Origin of the sequence: Pseudomonas sp. NPDC087804, from assembly GCF_044742965.1 — a bacterium.
GTDB classification, from domain to species: Bacteria; Pseudomonadota; Gammaproteobacteria; order Pseudomonadales; family Pseudomonadaceae; genus Aquipseudomonas; species Aquipseudomonas rustica.
Genome location: NZ_JBIUVN010000025.1, coordinates 38584 through 54647 on the forward strand (window position 1 = coordinate 38584; position 16064 = coordinate 54647).

The 16064-nt window shown below is 59.4% G+C and carries 11 protein-coding genes; all 11 read right to left on the bottom strand.

What is annotated here, in order from left to right:
* Positions 1–105 precede the first annotated feature (105 nt).
* The 11 genes from ACIOMO_RS22670 to ACIOMO_RS22720 all read right to left on the bottom strand — a co-directional run bounded on the left by ACIOMO_RS22670 (position 106) and on the right by ACIOMO_RS22720 (position 16012).
* A complete protein-coding gene (locus tag ACIOMO_RS22670) occupies positions 106–402 on the bottom strand; it encodes a DUF2845 domain-containing protein (protein WP_401243681.1) in 297 nt (98 codons plus the stop codon).
* Positions 402–3353 carry a DUF748 domain-containing protein gene (locus ACIOMO_RS22675; RefSeq protein ID WP_401243683.1) on the bottom strand — a complete coding sequence of 984 codons (2952 nt, stop codon included), beginning with the start codon at positions 3351–3353 and terminating at the stop codon, positions 402–404. Before ACIOMO_RS22675 ends, ACIOMO_RS22670 begins: the two co-directional genes overlap by 1 nt.
* Positions 3354–3574: 221 nt before the next feature.
* Entirely contained in the window at positions 3575–4591 is a 1017-nt protein-coding gene (locus ACIOMO_RS22680; RefSeq protein WP_053123910.1) for a class I SAM-dependent rRNA methyltransferase, read from the bottom strand.
* A gap of 110 nt (positions 4592–4701) precedes the next feature.
* Positions 4702–5571, bottom strand: a complete 870-nt coding sequence (locus ACIOMO_RS22685; RefSeq protein ID WP_401243685.1) for an oxygenase MpaB family protein — start codon at positions 5569–5571, stop codon at positions 4702–4704.
* A 51-nt stretch (positions 5572–5622) separates the two neighbouring features.
* Positions 5623–7560, bottom strand: coding sequence for an acetate--CoA ligase (gene acs, locus ACIOMO_RS22690; RefSeq protein WP_401243687.1), 1938 nt, complete (start codon positions 7558–7560; stop codon positions 5623–5625).
* Between the two features lie 230 nt (positions 7561–7790).
* Positions 7791–9455 carry a glucose-6-phosphate isomerase gene (pgi, locus tag ACIOMO_RS22695; RefSeq protein ID WP_053123903.1) on the bottom strand — a complete coding sequence of 555 codons (1665 nt, stop codon included), beginning with the start codon at positions 9453–9455 and terminating at the stop codon, positions 7791–7793.
* A gap of 437 nt (positions 9456–9892) precedes the next feature.
* Positions 9893–10753 carry a pantoate--beta-alanine ligase gene (gene panC, locus ACIOMO_RS22700; protein WP_401243689.1) on the bottom strand — a complete coding sequence of 287 codons (861 nt, stop codon included), beginning with the start codon at positions 10751–10753 and terminating at the stop codon, positions 9893–9895.
* The gene (panB, locus tag ACIOMO_RS22705; RefSeq protein WP_159815137.1) at positions 10750–11550 is read right to left on the bottom strand and encodes a 3-methyl-2-oxobutanoate hydroxymethyltransferase; all 801 of its coding nucleotides are present in this window, start codon (positions 11548–11550) and stop codon (positions 10750–10752) included. The genes panC and panB overlap by 4 nt, the downstream gene beginning before the upstream one ends.
* A gap of 396 nt (positions 11551–11946) precedes the next feature.
* On the bottom strand, positions 11947–12432 hold the full coding sequence (gene folK, locus ACIOMO_RS22710) for a 2-amino-4-hydroxy-6-hydroxymethyldihydropteridine diphosphokinase (protein WP_401243691.1): 486 nt from the start codon (positions 12430–12432) through the stop codon (positions 11947–11949).
* A 4-nt stretch (positions 12433–12436) separates the two neighbouring features.
* Positions 12437–13840: a polynucleotide adenylyltransferase PcnB gene (locus ACIOMO_RS22715; RefSeq protein ID WP_053123896.1), complete on the bottom strand. Its 1404-nt coding sequence runs from the start codon at positions 13838–13840 to the stop codon at positions 12437–12439.
* A 735-nt stretch (positions 13841–14575) separates the two neighbouring features.
* Complete coding sequence (locus ACIOMO_RS22720) at positions 14576–16012, bottom strand: sigma-54-dependent transcriptional regulator (protein ID WP_401243693.1); 1437 nt, start codon at positions 16010–16012, stop codon at positions 14576–14578.
* Between the last annotated feature and the right edge of the window lie 52 nt (positions 16013–16064).

Consider the following 16064-nt stretch of genomic DNA (forward strand, 5'->3'; position numbering starts at 1 on the left):
CCGTTCTATTTCAGGCGCAAAAAAAGATCGCAGCCTTCGGCAGCTCCTACAGGGAAATGCATTCCAAAGTAGGAGCTGCCGAAGGCTGCGATCTCTTGATGTGTTTTAGTTACCGCGTTTGCTGGTGATCTGCCGCAGGCGATTGCCTTCAAAGCGCAGGTATTGGTACATGCCGTTGTTCGGCCCGTACGTCCATTCCTCGACCTGAAACTCTTCACGCCGATTGGCGCTGCGCTTGTAACCCAGCGGATCGCGACCAACCGGTTCGCCGCACTTCTGCAGCACTTCGCTGGCGCGGTCGCCGAGGCTGACCAGTTGACTGCCGCAGCGCAACGTATCCGACGCCCAGACGGGGCTGGCAGCCAGCGTCAGGGCGATCGCCGCCAGCCACTTGCCTGTCATTACTCGGCGTCCAGATGCAACGGTGTGATCACCCGACCATCGCTTTCAGCCTGACCGAGATTGGCGTCGATGAAGTACACGCGGTCATCGGCCAGTTGGCCTTTGTCGACCAGATAATCCTTGATGCTGCTGGCGCGATCCTGACCCAACTGACGCAGCAACACGTCGCTGCCACTCCAGAACTTGATCACGCCTTCGCGCATTTTCGCCGTGCGTTCTTCCTTGCCCAGATCCTTCCATTCAGCCGGCGGCTGGGTTTTCAGACGGGTGCGATAAATGCCTTCGAGCAGCGGGCCTTTTTCGCCTTCCGGCACTTCGATCAAAGATGCTTGAGCCGGGACTTTATCGCCACGGCGCTGGAGCATCTTGTAGTAGTTGTACTGATATTCACGTTCCAGACGCTGTTCGGCGATCAGCGGGCCATCGCTGCTTTGCGCGGCGGTGCCTTCGATTTCCAGACGCAGGGCAGGGCGTTCTTTCAGCGCTTGCGACAGTTTCACCAGCGCGCCTTCGGCGTCTTTGCTCAACTCACTGGAGCCCGGCGCGAACGACACGGTGCCGAGGTCTTCGGAACCGCCACCGCTGACCAAACCGCCAATCAGCTTGAACGGCGCCGCTGCGGCTTTGACGATCAGGTTGCGCAGGGTCTGCCAGACAATCGGCATCACGCTGAACTGCGGATTGTTGAGGTCGCCGGTCACCGGCAATTCGATGGAGATTTTGCCGTCGACGTCCTTGAGCAGCGCAATCGCCAGTTTCAACGGCAGGCTTACGGCGTCCGGGCTGTCGACTTTCTCACCGAGCTGCAACTGTTCGACCACCACTTTGTTCTCGGCTTTCAGTTGGCCTTTGGTGATCAAGTAATGCAGGTCGAGATTGAGCCGGCCCTTGCGGATCCGATAACCAGCGAATTTGCCGGAGTATGGCGTCAGCGTGGTCAGCTCGACGCGTTTGAAACTGGTGGCGATGTCGAGGCTGGCCATCGGGTCGAAGGGATTGACCGCGCCCTTGATGGTTACCGGAGCATAACGGTCGACCTTGCCCTTGATGTCGACGCTGGCCGGTTTCGCCTGACGGCTGTCGATGGTGCCGATCTGACCGTTCAGTTGTTGGATCGCAGTGGCGAAATTAGGCGTCAGGCTGAAGTCGGCGAAGTTGGCCGAGCCGTCATTGATCGCAATGCCGCCGATATGAATGCCCAGCGGTTTGTCCTTGCTGGCCGGTTTCGCCGCAGTGGATTTCGCGCCACTGTCGGCCGGTTGCGGGATCAGCAAATCGTCGATGTTGGTGGTGCGATCATCGTTGATCATGAAGCGCGCATACGGCTGGAACAGGTTGACCTTGTCGATCGACAGGCTGTCACCGTGCTGATAATTCAGGCCTTCGACCACCACTTGCTGCCATTTGAGGAAGTCGCGGGTTTTCAGGGTGTCGAGGGTGTGCAGTTGATCGATCTGCGCGCGGCCGGTCACGCTGAGGGCCAGCGGTTCGGTGCTCTTGAGGTTGACCTTAAGGTCACTGCCGAGCATGCCGCTGCGCAGTTCCAGACGAATAAACGGGTTGATGTAGGACTGTGCGACACGCAGGTCGATGTCCTGGGTTTTCACATTGAGTTGAGCGTTGACCGGCGCCAGGTTGACCGTGCCGTCGGCGCTGAGCTTGCCTGATTTGCCGACGCCGCTGTCGAGTTTGACCTTGAAGGGCGAGCCGTTGAGGCTGTCGAAATCCTGCAGATCAATGTTCAGCGGCGTGATATCCAGCGCCACCGCAGGCGTGGCGGAACGGTCGGCGAGGTGAACGGTGTAGTCGCGCAGTTGCACGTCTTTGAGCAGCACTTGCCATGGTTTGCCTGGCGCCGTCGGTTCAGCTTTCGGCGAATCGGCAGCGGCCGGTGTGCTGGCCGGTTCGGCGGCGGCTTTGGCGGCGGGTTTTGACGGTTGGCTGGCGAACAGTTTTTGCCAGTCGAGCTGGCCGTCAGCTTCGAGGGCGGCCCAGGTTTCCAGTTTCTGGCTGCGGATCTTGCCGACCACCACGTGTTGCTTGGCCAGATCGATGCTGGTGTCGCTGACGTCGAGGCGCTCAAGCTTGGCCAGCGGGCGGCCATCCGGAGCGCTGATCGCGAACGGCGCGATGCTGACGTTGACGTTGTTGAGCAGCAGTTCGGTTTCTTTCGACAGATTGAGTTTGTATTCGGTGCTGAGGCTGACCACGCCGTCGTTGAGTACCAAAGGCACCGAGTCACGCACGTAAGGCCAGAAGGCTTTCATCTTGCCGTCGGTGACTTTCAGGGTGCCTTCGGAAGTGAACGGGATCAGGCTGAAATTGCCGCTCCAGTCGATTCGTCCGCCGGCCGGGCCGATCGCGACGAGGGTCATGTCGGCGCTGTCTTCGGGCAGGGTGCTGAGGTTTTTCAGTTCGAAGCTGAGGTCGTCGTAAAGGAATTCAATCGGCTCGCTTGGGCGCACGTCCTGAAAGTGCACGACGCCGCTGGCCAGTTTGATGTTGTCGATGCGCAGCGGGAACGGTTTGGCGTCGGGATCGGCCGGAACCGGTTCGCTGGCCGGCACGTTGAACAGGCCGAGCAGATTGAGCTTGCCGTCTTTGGCGAAGAGGATTTCGGTCTTCGGCTTGTCCAGTTCGATGTTCGCCAGATGCAGGGCTTTGGTCCACAGACTGTCGATTTGCAGGTCGGCGTACAGGCGTTCGAAGCCCACCTGCTCTTTGCCCGGTTCACCAATAACCAGGCCCCACAAGGTGACCTCAAGGCTGAACGGGTTGAGTTCGATGCGCTGGATATGCGCCGGCACCGTGGCGTAATTGGCCAGTTGCTGGTTGGCCACTCGCAGGGCAATGCCCGGCAAAATCAGAAACCCCAGCAGGCTGTAGAGGGCCAGCGCAGTCAACAAGGCGCCAATCGCGCGAATCAATCCTTTGGTCATGTGCGGCTTCATCTGTCTGAATCGAAGTGCCTTGGAGTATGGCACGCGAATCTGGTTCCGAAGTACATCGCATGGGTCAGGATTGTTCAGATTTGTCTCAAAACACAGATCCCTTGTGGGAGCGAGCCTGCTCGCGAAGGCGTCCTACCAGTCACACTATGGGTTGGCTGATACACCGCTTTCGCGAGCAGGCTCGCTCTCACAGGGGGAAGTTGTACATCATGCAAGAGGGGTTATAGCTGCAGGATCAGGGTTTTCAGTGGCGGTTGCTGATCCATGGACGGGAAGTCTGCACCCGGGGTCATCACACTCCACTCGCGCACCGGGCGGCCGGCCTTTTCGGCGCAGCGCAGGACTTGTTCGCGCCAGTCGTCCATGCTGACTTTCGCCAGATTGTTGCAGCAAATGAGTACGCCGTTGTCGGCGGTGGTCAGCAGCGCGGGTTTGAGCAGGCTTTGATAATCGCGCAGCAGGTCAACGGTGCCGAACGCGCTCTTGGCCCAGGCCGGCGGATCGAGCAGCACCAGATCGTACTGACGCTGTTCGAGGCGCTGGTAGCTTGGCAGTTTCTGCCCGCGACGCTGGCTGATCGGCAGGCCGGCGAGTTGGCGGATCGCCGGAAAATAATCCGACTGAATGAATTCCATCTCCGGCAACTGCGGATTGAGCAAACCGTTTTCGCGACCGACCGCCAAGTTACCTTCGGCGAAATCCAGATTGCACACTTCACGGGCGCCACCGGCTGCGGCACTGAGGCCGACGCCGCAGGTGTAGGCGAACAGGTTGAGCACGGATTTGCCTTTGGCGTGCTCCTTGACCCAGCCGCGCGTGTTGCGCAGGTCGAGGAACAACAGCGGATCCTGCCCGGCGTGGCGCCCGCGCACGCGGTAATTGAGGCCCCATTCGTGACCGACCAGATCAACCAGTGCGGCGTCTTCGGCTTTGTAGACGCTGTCTTCACGGTCGATGCGCGAGTTGCCACGGGAGCGGTCGTTGTAGACCAGCAAGGTTTCCAGGCCCAGGGTTTGATTGACCATCGCGTGCAGTTGCAGCAGGTCGTCACGCTCAAGCGTCTGGTGAAAACTCTGCACCAGCAGTTGCGGGCCATAGCGGTCGATGGTCAGACCGCCGGCGCCTTCCTGGCTGCCGTGGAACAGCCGATAGCAATCGGTGCCCTGGCTGTGCAGCACAGCGAGCAAGTCCTGGCGTTGATCGAGGGCGGCGCGCAGCGCCTGATTCAAGGAAGACATGCATGCGCCTTGCTGGAGAGAATTGGGGCGCGGGAGTTTAACAGTTACTGAGCTGCAAGCTCCAAGCTTCAAGCTTCAAGCTCAAAACTTGCAGCTTGCAGCTCTGAGCGTCAGCTCAGCCCCATCCTGCGTTTGGCTCTCTGCACCGAACCATTGCGCATCGCCCAGCGCAGCATCGGTGCGCTGCGTTTGACGCTGGCGCGAATCAACTGGCGTTGCAGCGAACTCTGCCGCACCTCGAGCATGTCGCTGGCCCAGTCCGGCAGCAGATCAATGCCCGCCTTCATCATCAGATCGCCAAACGGTCGCGCCAGAACACTCGGCGCCGGTGCGGCCAGCAACAAACGCAAAACCTCACGGCTGCGTTCATCGCACAGCAATTGCGGGCGCATGCGTTGCAGATAATCGGCCACGGCCTGCCGCGACTTGGGCACATCGCGTGCGCCTAGGCGTTCGGCGACCACGGCGATCTCGGCGTAATAACGATCCTGATCAGCCAGCGACAACTGTGGATTGCGATAGCGCAAATGCGCCGCCAGAAAGTTACTGACTTCGGCCACATGCACCCACGTCAGCAAGTCCGGATCACTGGCCGCATAAGGCCGGCCGTCCGGTGCGGTGCCCACCACTTGCAGGTGAATAGTGCGGACTTTCTCGATCAACCAGTCGGCATCCCGCCGCGAGCCAAACGTGGTGCCGGAGACAAACTGGCTGGTGCGCCGCAAGCGCCCTAGCATGTCCTGACGAAAATTCGAATGATCCCAAACCCCGGCCAGCGCCAGCGGATGCAGGGCTTGCAGCAACAACGCGCTGATGCCGCCGATCAACATGCTGCTGAAATCACCGTGCACCTGCCAACTGACCGAATCGGGGCCGAACAGGCCGGGATCGCCCTTGGGGTTTTCCAGATCGAGTTGGCCGAGGGATAACCCGGTCAGGCTCATGAGTTGGTTTTCGATGCGACTGCGGATGAATTCCATGACCACTCAGTGAAGAAGGGCGGGCGCGGCCGGTTGTCCGCGCCCGACGTGTTACTGATTGAGGCGCTTGTCGATCAGGCCTTGCACCACGCTCGGGTCGGCCAGGGTCGAAGTGTCGCCGAGGCTGTCGAGTTCGTTGCAGGCAATCTTGCGCAGAATGCGGCGCATGATCTTGCCTGAGCGGGTTTTCGGCAAGGCCGGCGCCCACTGGATCAGATCCGGTTTAGCGAAGCTGCCGATTTCCTTGCTGACGTGGGCGAGCAATTCTTTCTTCAGTTCGTCGTTGGGTTCAGTGCCGTTCATGGGCGTGACGAAGGCATAGATGCCCTGACCTTTGACGTCGTGCGGATAACCGACCACGGCGGCCTCGGCGATGCTGTCGTGCAACACCAAGGCACTTTCCACTTCAGCGGTGCCAATGCGGTGGCCGGACACATTGATCACGTCATCGATGCGCCCGGTGATCCAGTAATCGCCGTCCTCATCGCGCCGCGCGCCGTCGCCGGTGAAATAGTAGCCGGGGTAGGGTTTGAAATAGGTGTCGACCATCCGTTGCGGGTCGCCATAGACGCTGCGAATCTGCGCCGGCCAACTGGATTTGATCGCCAGCACGCCGCTGCCGGCGCCTTGGATTTCCTTGCCTTGCTCGTCGAGCAACACCGGTTGCACGCCGAACATCGGCTGTGTAGCGCAGCCCGGTTTGATCCGCTGCGCACTGACCAGCGGGCTGAGCATGATGCCGCCAGTTTCGGTCTGCCACCAGGTATCGACAATCGGGCAGCGCTGTTCGCCGACCACGTTGAAATACCATTCCCACGCTTCCGGGTTAATCGGCTCACCGACGCTGCCGAGTAATCTGAGGCTGGCGCGCGACGTTTCCTGCAACGGTTCGGCGCCTTCGCGCATCAATGCGCGCAGGGCGGTGGGCGCGGTGTAGAAAATGTTGACCTTGTGTTTATCGATGACCTGCCAGAAACGTGAACTGCTCGGATAGCTCGGCACGCCTTCGAACATCAATGTGGTCGCACCGTTAGCCAACGGGCCGTAGACGATGTAGCTGTGGCCGGTGACCCAGCCGACGTCGGCGGTGCACCAGAACACTTCGCCGTCACGGTAATCGAGCACGTATTTGAAGGTCATCGCCGCTTGCAGTAAGTAGCCACCGGTGGTGTGCAGCACGCCTTTGGGTTTGCCGGTGCTGCCGGAGGTGTAGAGGATGAACAGCGGATCTTCGGCGTCCATCGGTTCCGGCGGGCAATCGTCGCTGACGTCGCGCACGGCCTGGTGATACCAGAGATCGCGACCTTCGACCCAGTCGACCTTGCCTTGAGAGCGTTCAACCACCACGACGGTGCTGACGTCCGGGCAACTTTGCAGGGCTTTGTCGACGTTCTGCTTCAACGGCACAAACTTGCCACCGCGCACACCTTCGTCGGCGGTGATCACGGTGCGGCAGTCGGCATCGAGAATGCGGTCACGCAGGGAGTCGGGGGAGAAGCCACCAAACACCACCGAATGCACCGCGCCAATCCTCGTGCAGGCGAGCATCGCGTAAGCGGCTTCGGGGATCATCGGCATGTAAATGCACACCCGGTCGCCTTTTTTTACGCCACGGCTTTTCAGCACGTTGGCCAGGCGGCAGACATGGTGGTGAAGTTTTTTGTAAGTGATTTGTGCCGATTCGGAGGGGTCGTCACCTTCCCAGAGCAGGGCGGTCTGCTCGCCGCGTTGTTCGAGATGGCGGTCGATGCAGTTGTAGCTGACGTTCAGTTGGCCCCCGGCAAACCAGGCGGCTTCACCGGTTTTCAGGTCAAAGCGCTGAACGGTTTGCCACGGCGTGCTCCAGTCGAGGAAGCGCGTGGCTTGCTCGGCCCAGAAGGTGTCGGGGTGTTCAATGGATTCGCGGTACAGGCGCCGATAATCATCCTGACTCAATTGCGCAGCCCGGCGGACGGCATCGGCTTTGGGGAACGTGCTGATATCGAACATGACGGTTCCTTATTCTTGTTGTGCGACAAGAGGGGAGCTGTACGACCCTCGTAGGAGCTGCCGAAGGCTGCGATCTTTTGATCTTGTTTTTTAAGGTCAAGATCAAAAGATCGCAGCCTTCGGCAGCTCCTACAGGGATCGTGTACGCCACCGATTCTGCGATTAGCCCGGTGCCGTGGAACTGTCGATGTTGCAAGCTGTAGGGGCAGGCAAACCGCCCCTTCAGCCTATCACCCGCGGTGACGACCGCGGAAGTAGTTGATCAGGCCTTGGGTGGACGGGTCGTCAGCGGTGGTTTCATCGCTGCCCACCAGACGGTTGTAAACGCCTTTGCCCAACTCCTTGCCCAACTCCACGCCCCACTGATCGAAGGCATTGATGCCCCAGACCACGCTCTGCACGAACACTTTGTGTTCATACATCGCCACCAATGCGCCGAGACGACGCGGGCTGATGCGTTCAACCACGAGGGTGTTGCTCGGACGGTTGCCCGGGATCACCTTGTGCGGTGCGAGTTTGTGCACTTGCTCTTCGCTCATGCCTTTTTCGCGCAACTCGGCTTCTGCTTCCGGCAAAGTCTTGCCGAGCATCAGCGCCTGGCTCTGCGACAGGCAGTTCGCGTACAGCCATTGATGGTGATCGGCGACCGGGTTGAAGCTGACGATCGGCACGATGAAGTCGGCCGGGATCAGTTGCGAACCTTGGTGCAGCAACTGGTGGTAAGCGTGCTGACCGTTGCAGCCGACGCCGCCCCAGATCACCGGGCCAGTATCGGTCGACACCGGGGTGCCGTCCTGACGCACGCTCTTGCCATTGGATTCCATGTCCAGTTGTTGCAAGTGCTTGGTGATGTTGCGCAGGTAGTGGTCGTACGGCAGGATCGCGTGGCTTTGCGCGCCCCAGAAGTTGCCATACCACACACCCAGCAAGCCCAACAGCACAGGCATATTCTGCTCGAATGGCGCAGTCTGGAAATGCTGATCCATGGTGTAGGCACCGGACAGCAATTCCTTGAAGTTGGACATGCCGATCGCCAGCGCAATCGGCAAACCGATCGCCGACCACAGCGAGTAACGACCGCCAACCCAGTCCCACATCGGGAAGATGTTTTCTTCACGAATACCGAACGCCACAGCCGCGGCGTTGTTGCTCGAGACGGCGATGAAGTGGCGATACAGCTCAGCTTCCGAACCGCCCTGCGCCAGATACCAGGCACGTGCGGCCTGAGCGTTCTTCAGGGTTTCGAGGGTGTTGAAGGATTTCGACGAAACGATGAACAGCGTGGTCTCGGCGCGCAGTTTTTGCGTCAGCTCGTGGAATTCGCTGCCGTCGATGTTTGCCAGATAGTGGCAACGCACGCCTTTTTGCGCGTACGACAACAAGGCTTCGGAGACCAGCTCAGGGCCGAGGAACGAGCCACCGATGCCGATGTTGACCACGTCAGTGATCGGCTTCTCGGTGTAACCGCGCCACAGACCGTCGTGGATGCGGCCCACGAGGTCGGTGATCTGGTTCAGTACTTTGTGGACTTCCGGCATCACGTTGACGCCGTTGACCGACAGCTTGTCGCCCACCGGGCGGCGCAGGGCGGTGTGCAGCGCCGGGCGGCCTTCGGAGGTGTTGACGATTTCGCCTTCGAACAGCGCTTTGATCGCGCCCTTCAGATCGACTTCATTGGCCAGACCCACGAGCAGATTGCGGGTCTCGGCGTTGATCAAATTCTTCGAATAATCGAGAAACAGGCCGCAGCTGCTGAGGGTGAACTGATTGAAGCGCTGCGGATCGGCGTTGAAGGCCTCGCGCATGCTGAAATCCTGCATGGCTTGGCGGTGATCTTTCAACGCTTGCCAGGCGGGCAGAGCGGTAACGTCTTGAGGAGTGAGGTAATACGCCATCGCTGCGGTTTTCCTTTTTACTTGAACGGCTTCTGAACACGGATCAGACCGGCGCGCCATGTTTGGGTGCGCGGTCAACTGCGTCTACACGATTTATCGACGCAGGGCGAATACAGTAAACCTCGCGCTGCGATCTGTCTTGACTTCTTCTGACCTGATCCCTGTACTTTTTTAACATTTAATACAGGGAGTGGCCGACAAACGGAGGGGGAGGGCGAGGTCGGGCAAGCTGAACCTCCCGGGTTGGAATCGGACGGCGGGCAGTGTGCCCGAAGGGTCTGGGGGCGGCAATACAGCTGATATGCAATCGTTCATGCGCCGAAAACCACTGTGGGAGCGGGCTTGCTCGCGAAGGCGTCGTATCAGTCGACATGTTGGTCAACTGATAGATTGCATTCGCGAGCAAGCCCGCTCCCACAGGGGGGACTGCGGTGTTTTTAAGAGGGGGTGTCGAGATTCAGGTGCAGGTTGTCGATCAATCGCGTAGTACCGAGGAAAGCGGCCAGCAGAATCACCAGATCACGGTCTTCAGTCGTCGCCGGACGCAAGGTCAGCGCATGGCGGATTTCCAGGTAATCCGGGCACAGGCCTGCCGCTTCCAGCTGTTGCAGCTGGGCACTGATCAGCGCCGGGAAATCACGCTCGCCTTGCTTGATCGACTCGGCAATGTTGCTCAGCGTGCGATAAACCACTGGGGCTACCGCGCGTTGTTCCTCATTAAGGAAGCCGTTGCGCGATGACAGCGCCAGACCGTCCGCAGCGCGTACGGTCGGCTCGCCGATGATCTGGATCGGCATGTTCAGGTCATGCACCAGCGCGCGAATCACCGCCAGTTGCTGGAAGTCCTTCTGACCGAAAATCGCCAGATCCGGCTGCACCATGTTGAACAGCTTGCTGACCACCGTCGCCACACCTTCAAAGTGTCCCGGACGGCTGGCGCCGCACAGTCCTTCGGACAGTTGCGGCACGCTGACCCGGGTCTGCCCGGCCATGCCGTCGGGGTACATTTCCTCAACGGTCGGCGCGAACAGCAGGGAGCACCCGGCTTCAAGCAGTTTTTCCTGATCCGCCGCGAGGGTGCGCGGGTACTTGTCGAGGTCTTCACCGGCGCCGAATTGCAGCGGGTTGACGAAAATGCTCGCCACCACGAAGTCCACGCGTTGCGTGGCTTTGGTCACCAGGGCGACGTGGCCGCTGTGCAGGTTGCCCATGGTCGGCACGAAGCCGATGCGCTTGCCTTCACTGCGTGCGCGGGCGACGGCGGCGCGCAGTTCGCGTACGGTTTTTACGGTGTTCATGCAGAGAATCCGTGTTCGATGCCAGGGAACGTGGCAGCTTTGACTTCACTGACGTAAGCCTTCAATGCGGACTGGATGTTGTCCTGGTCGTGCATGAAGTTTTTGACGAATTTCGGTACGCGACCGGTGATCGACAGACCGAGCATGTCGTGCAGCACCAGCACCTGGCCGTCGGTATCCGCGCCGGCGCCGATGCCGATAACCGGGATTTTCACCGCTTGGGTGATTTCAGCAGCCAGTTCGCTTGGCACGCATTCGAGCAGCAGCATGGACGCGCCAGCCTGCTCCAGCGAGATCGCATCGGCACGCATCTGCCGCGCCTGGTTTTCGTTGCGGCCCTGCACTTTATAGCCACCCAGGATGTTCACCGCTTGCGGGGTCAGGCCCATGTGTGCGCACACCGGCACACCGCGTTCGGCGAGCAGACGGATCGACTCCGCCAGCCACAGCTGACCTTCGACCTTGACCATGTGCGCACCGGCCTGCATCAGCATGGCGCTGTTCATCATGGTTTGTTCGAGGGTGGCGTTGGCCATGAACGGCAGGTCAGCCAGGATCAGGGCGTCGGTGTTACCGCGTTTGACGCACGCGGTGTGGTAGGCCATTTCTGCGGTGGTCACCGGCAAGGTGCTGTCGTGACCTTGCAGCACCATGCCGAGGGAGTCGCCCACCAGCAGCACTTCGACACCGGCCTCGTTGCAGGCGTGGGCGAAGGTCGCGTCATAGCAGGTCAGCATGGTGATTTTTTCACCTTTCTGCTTGAGGCTCTGGAGCGTGGTCAGGGTGATGGCTGGCATGTAAAAAATCCTCGTTCAGGCGCTCTGGAAACTACTGCGAGTAACGCGCGTGATTCTTCATTTACTCAGGCGCACGCTCTTTTGTCGTGCTTATAAGGCCTGGATTGCGCCCGTATGTGCCGGGTTGGCGGCAGCGGGACGCCTATAGTCGTGAGGAGAACCGAGGAAGTCAATTGCGTGTGTTACCGCATTGTTACGAGGCGAGTGTTACCGGCGTTACTGATGCGATTCAGCGGCGCGGCGGGCCTGATTCGAGGAATTTTTGTCCGACAAAACTCTATGGGGATCACCCCCATCTGTAGGAGCTGCGGAACGCTGCGATCTTTTGATGTTGCTTTTGAAAATCAAAAGATCGCAGCCTCGTTTCACTCGACAGCTCCTACAGGGAGAGTTGTGTCAGGGGTGGGGTAGGCGTTCGAGGCCGATGAACGGGCAGGCGGCGAGCAGGTCGGCTAAGGTGCGGCCATCGGGCAGATGGAGATCCGCCGGCGCCAGTTCGGCGAGCGGATACAGCACGAACGCGCGTTCCTGAATCTGGTAATGCGGGACTTTCAGGCGTGGCTCGTCGATCAAGCGATCACCGAACAGCAGAATATCCAGATCCAGCGTACGCGGGCCCCAGCGTTCCAGACGTTCGCGGCCCTGATCATTCTCGATCGCTTGCAAGGCATCGAGCAACTGAATCGGGGAGAGCGAGCTGTCGAGCGCTGCAACCGCGTTGGTATATCGCGGTTGGCCCGGCAGCAATGAATCGCTTTGATAAAAGGCAGAAACGCCAGCGACCAGGGTCTGCGGCAATTGCCCCAGCGCCTCGACGGCGCTGCGCAATTGTTCGGCGGGGTCAGCGAGGTTGCTGCCCATGCCGATGTAGATGCGTGCCATGCTTTTACTCGCCGGTCGAAGCGCTCGGGGCGCCGGCGCGTTTGCGCTTGGAACCGCCGCTACGGCGACGTTTGCGTGGCGCTCCGCTGGCGTCATCACCTTTGCCGCTGAGGTCGCGAATCATGTCGCGACGTTCGCTTTCGTTGGCGTCCTGATAATCCGTCCACCATTCGCCGAGGCCGTCAGTCTCTTCGCCGGCGCTTTCACGCAACAGCAGGAAGTCGTAACCGGCGCGGAAACGCGGATTGTCCAGCAACAGGTCGGCGCGTTTGCCGCTGCGGCGTGGCAGGCGTTCCTGCATGTCCCAGATCTCGCGGATCGGCATGGTGAAACGCTTTGGAATCGCGATGCGCTGGCACTGTTCGGCGATCAGCTCGTGGGCGCCTTCCTGCATCGCAGGGATTGGCGGCATGCCACGTTCTTGCAAGCGCAACACGCGGGCCGGCAGGGCTGGCCACAGCAGCGCGGCAAACAGGAACGCCGGGGTCACCGGTTTGTTCTGCTTGATGCGCAGGTCGGTGTTGGTCAGCGCTTCGCTGATCAGCGTGTGGGTGTATTCCGGGTTGTGTTCCAGCGCATCGGCACTGGCCGGGAACAGCGGGGCGAACAGTTGCAGATCGACCAGCATTTCGAAGGTAATTGCGCCGTGTCCCGAGAGGAACAGCTTGAGCACTTCTTCGAACAGACGCGCCGACGGGATCTCGCGCAGCATCGGCGCCAGCTCGCGGATCGGCTGCACGGTGTGCTTCTCGATGCCGAAGTTGAGCTTGGCGGCGAAACGCACGGCTCGCAGCATGCGCACCGGGTCTTCCTGATAACGCTGCTTCGGATCGCCGATCAAACGGATCAGGTGATTGCGGATGTCGTGCACGCCGTTGGCGTAATCGAGAATGCGCTCGCTGACCGGATCGTAATACAGGGCGTTGATGGTGAAGTCGCGGCGCTGCGCGTCTTCTTCCAGTGTGCCGTAAACGTTGTCGCGCAGAATCCGCCCGCTTTCGTTACGCGAGGACTGATTGCTGTCCTCGTCGTCTTCATTGACCGGGTGATTGGCACGGAAGGTCGCGACTTCGATGATTTCGCGACCGAAATGGATATGCACCAGTTTGAAGCGACGGCCAATGATCCGCGCGTTGCGGAATTCGGCGCGGACTTGCTCAGGCGTGGCGCTGGTGGCGACGTCGAAATCCTTGGGCGTGATGCCCAGCAGCATGTCACGCACGCAACCACCGACCAGATAAGCCTGGTAACCGGCACCTTGCAGGCGTTCGACAATATTCACCGCATAGCGGCTGAACTGCGTTTTCTGCAGCGAATGTTGACCGCTGTTGAGCACTTCAGGGGTGCTACGGATGTGTTGCGTACGACGCACGGGAGTTCGGAATGACTGGAACAACTTCTTCAGCATGGGATGCACTGTTTGAAGGAATGTTCGGCCATACCAAAGAATGACCGCATGATGGGCGCAGATTCTAGCATTTAGTCGGGGGATGGTGTAGGAGACAGCAGCTTCGAGCTGAAAGCCGCAAGCTACAAGGGTGAAACGGGGGTAAAACAGGGAGTTTTTTACAGAAGGGAGAAACTACAAGGGGAGCCGAAGCTCCCCAAGAAGTAGTTGCGTGCTCTTTTTATTATTGATTCGGGCTTCTTGTTTTTGTTGAGTGCCCTCGCCACGAAGCTTTTCCTTCGTGACCCTCCCAATCGGGAGCCAAGAGCAAACGGATTGCTTTGGTCGCTGAATTGCAGTGATCTTACGATCCAACCAGTACAGGCTCTGTCTTAGGACAGTTTTTGTTGTTCTCGGCCTGGTCGTGGGGCAAGCCCCAAATACAACGCCTCTCCAAAAGAATCAGTTAGCTGCGCCTCTCGCCGTCTTGTTTTTATTGTGCGTGAGTCGATTCGTCTTATTTTTATTGTCTTGTGCATTGCTTGTTATTGTTCTTGTACCAAACATATAGCAGGGGTCGTGCCAACTTTTGCGAAACCCCGTAAAACAAAGGGTTAGGTCGATATAACCGTTTTCTCGGGGCGAAAAAAAGCCGGGGTTTCGTTACCGATAACCCCGGCTTCTGTTACGTGAAAAGACTGAGGTAACAGTTTTTTCACATCTTCAAGCGTTACCCGCACACTCGACAGGTAACGTTCAGCTCTCGCTGGCGACCCCGGTCTTGCGCCGTGGAATGCCCAGACGCTGACGGCGTTCCCACAGACATTTACGGCTGACGCCCAGTTTGCGCGCCAGTTCGGTCTCGGTCATGTGATCCTGATGCTCAAGGACGAAGTGCTGGAAGTAATCCTCCAGCGACAGGTCTTCGGTCGGCTCATGGCTGCTGTTGCTGGCGTTACCACCGGTTTGCGGTGGCAGGCCGATGAACTCGTCATCGTCCAGATCGCTCAGTTCAATGTCGATGCCCAGCAGTTCCGCAGAGATTTCCGGACTTTCGCTGAGAATCACCGCGCGCTCGACTGCGTTTTCCAGCTCGCGCACGTTACCCGGCCAGGAATAGTGACGAATGGCCTGTTCGGCATCGGCAGCAAATTTCAGGTCGGTACGGTTGATGCGTGCGCTCTGGCGAGCGAGGAAAGCTGTGGCGATTTCGTTGACGTCGGCACCGCGTTCGCGCAGCGCTGGCAATTTCAGGGCAATCACGTGCAGACGGTAATAAAGGTCTTCACGGAACTGGCCGATTTTCGCCAGGCTCTTCAGATCCCGGTGCGTTGCTGCGATCAGGCGTACATCGACCTTCTGCGACTGCACCGAACCAACACGGCGAATTTCGCCTTCCTGCAACACGCGCAACAGGCGGGCCTGAGCTTCCAGTGGCAGTTCGCCGATTTCGTCGAGGAACAACGTGCCGCCGTCCGCCGCTTCGACCAGACCGGCACGCCCGGCGCTGGCGCCAGTGAACGCACCTTTTTCATGGCCGAACAGTTCGGACTCGATCAGGCTTTCCGGAATGGCGGCGCAGTTCACCGAGATCATCGGTGCCTTGGCGCGTTTCGACAGGTTGTGCAGCGCACGGGCCACCAGTTCTTTACCGGTGCCAGACTCGCCCTGAATCAACACATTGGAATCGGTCGGCGCGACCTTGCGGATCTTGCTGTAGAGATCCTGCATCGGCGGGCACGAGCCGATGATGCCGATTTCGCCATTGCTGTTGTCGGTGGCGGGTTTGCCGCTGCCATTGGCCGGTTTGCTGGCAAGCGCTTCGCCGGCAGCCGGGGCCGATTGGCGATCACGCAGAATCCGCGCGACGGCCTGGAGCATTTCATCGTGGTCGAAAGGCTTGGCGATGTAATCCACCGCGCCCATCTTCATCGAGTCGACCGCCGAGCGCAGGCTGGCGTAACTGGTCATGATCAGCACCGGCGTGCCCTGGCCGAGCTTGATCAGCTCGGTGCCCGGCGCGCCCGGCAAACGCAGATCGCTGACGATCAGGTCGAACGTAGGAATGGTGAAGCGTTCTTGTGCTTCCTGCACTGAACCGGCTTCGCTGACCTGGTACTGGTTACGTTCCAGCAGGCGGCGCAAGGCGGAGCGGATAATTGTTTCGTCTTCGACGATCAAAATCTCCTGCATATATTACTAACTCTCTAGGGTCACAGTTATAACCGGAATTAGTTTATATATG

Excerpts from the sequence above, each read along its gene's own strand:
- ACIOMO_RS22670 (WP_401243681.1), bottom strand. The coding sequence starts at position 402 with ATGACAGGCAAGTGGCTGGCGGCGATCGCCCTGACGCTGGCTGCCAGC.
- ACIOMO_RS22675 (WP_401243683.1), bottom strand. The coding sequence starts at position 3,353 with ATGAAGCCGCACATGACCAAAGGATTGATTCGCGCGATTGGCGCCTTG.
- ACIOMO_RS22680 (WP_053123910.1), bottom strand. The coding sequence starts at position 4,591 with ATGTCTTCCTTGAATCAGGCGCTGCGCGCCGCCCTCGATCAACGCCAG.
- ACIOMO_RS22685 (WP_401243685.1), bottom strand. The coding sequence starts at position 5,571 with ATGGAATTCATCCGCAGTCGCATCGAAAACCAACTCATGAGCCTGACC.
- acs (WP_401243687.1), bottom strand. The coding sequence starts at position 7,560 with ATGTTCGATATCAGCACGTTCCCCAAAGCCGATGCCGTCCGCCGGGCT.
- pgi (WP_053123903.1), bottom strand. The coding sequence starts at position 9,455 with ATGGCGTATTACCTCACTCCTCAAGACGTTACCGCTCTGCCCGCCTGG.
- panC (WP_401243689.1), bottom strand. The coding sequence starts at position 10,753 with ATGAACACCGTAAAAACCGTACGCGAACTGCGCGCCGCCGTCGCCCGC.
- panB (WP_159815137.1), bottom strand. The coding sequence starts at position 11,550 with ATGCCAGCCATCACCCTGACCACGCTCCAGAGCCTCAAGCAGAAAGGT.
- folK (WP_401243691.1), bottom strand. The coding sequence starts at position 12,432 with ATGGCACGCATCTACATCGGCATGGGCAGCAACCTCGCTGACCCCGCC.
- ACIOMO_RS22715 (WP_053123896.1), bottom strand. The coding sequence starts at position 13,840 with ATGCTGAAGAAGTTGTTCCAGTCATTCCGAACTCCCGTGCGTCGTACG.
- ACIOMO_RS22720 (WP_401243693.1), bottom strand. The coding sequence starts at position 16,012 with ATGCAGGAGATTTTGATCGTCGAAGACGAAACAATTATCCGCTCCGCC.